Origin of the sequence: Deinococcus terrestris (assembly GCF_009377345.1) — a bacterium.
In the GTDB taxonomy this organism is placed as follows: domain Bacteria; phylum Deinococcota; class Deinococci; order Deinococcales; family Deinococcaceae; genus Deinococcus; species Deinococcus terrestris.
In genome coordinates, this window is sequence record NZ_WBSL01000038.1 from 1 (window position 1) to 1,148 (window position 1,148).

1 pseudogene is annotated in these 1,148 nt (G+C 56.3%); it reads left to right on the top strand.

The features are described 5' to 3' along the window. Nucleotides 1–126: 126 nt before the first annotated feature. A pseudogene (locus tag F8S09_RS17495) lies at nucleotides 127–342 on the top strand (transposase); the annotation flags it as partial. Nucleotides 343–1,148 lie beyond the last annotated feature (806 nt).

Below are 1,148 nucleotides of genomic sequence, written 5' to 3' on the forward strand. Positions count from 1 at the left end.
GCCAGGACGATGTGCTCCTTGGTGTCCGTCGGCCACTTTTTCCGTTGCTTTCCCATAATTTCCCTCCAGCGTGCCCGACCCTCGCAAGTGGGCGGGTGATTTTGGAAGGATTTTCTGGAGCATTACCAGATGATCGTGCCGAACCGCAAGAACCGGAAGCGGAAAACGCAAGATGGACGCCCGCTGCGCCGCTATAAGCGGCGCTGGAAAGTCGAGCGCACCATCGCCTGGTTGCAGTCCTTCCGCCGGGTCCGCACCCGTGACGAGCGGAAAGCCCAGAACTTCCTGGGCTTTGTTCAACTCGCCTGCATCCTCATCCTGCTGCGTCAAATTTCCGGATGACTTCTCGGCAGGTGACCTCCACGGCCCGGTGCAACAACATCATCGAACAATCACACCGATCCACACGCCGACACGAGCGATCTCAGCAAGGATTTAGGCAGCGGAAACGCGCTCAAGAATTCCTCAGTTTGCAGGCCCGGATCACCAACCTTCATCATCATTCCCGCGTCAGCGTCACTACCGCCACCGAGGAAATAACCAGAGCACAGCGTTCCAGACGTGGTCAGCCGTCGCGGCAGGGGTGGTCTGAAGTTCAGACCACCCCTGCCCTCACCCTGCCGTGACGCCAATTAAGGCAACACAACCGGGCTGAATGTTATTCAGGGGTAACAACGGGCGTATTGATTCGCTCAACCGTCCGGCCATCATAAAACCAGGCACTGGCTGTTTTGCCATACCCACTGTAGCCATCACAGGAACCTTCGATACTGTAAGAGAATACGTAGGTGCCTTTGGCTGTGGTGTTGCCACCCATGAACACTTGTTGTGAGACTGCGTAACTTGAGGATGAGCGACCTATACGACTAGTATAAGGACCGAAGGACCTGTTGTTCGGGGACACCATCACCACTGAATGCAATACAGTCGCGCTGACACCTGTGGGCAGGGGAAAGAAGCTGTTGCAGGCGAGAGTGGACTTGGAGTAAGCGTCAAATCGGCCGCCCACCACGCCATTGACTAGACCTCTTGCGAAAGTCAGGCGGGGCATGCCTGGGTGAGGTTACAGAGTGCGGCGATAAGCTGAACTCGAAGGGCAAATCGACGACGCCGATGGCGATAAATGCCTTTGAGCACACGAAACACCT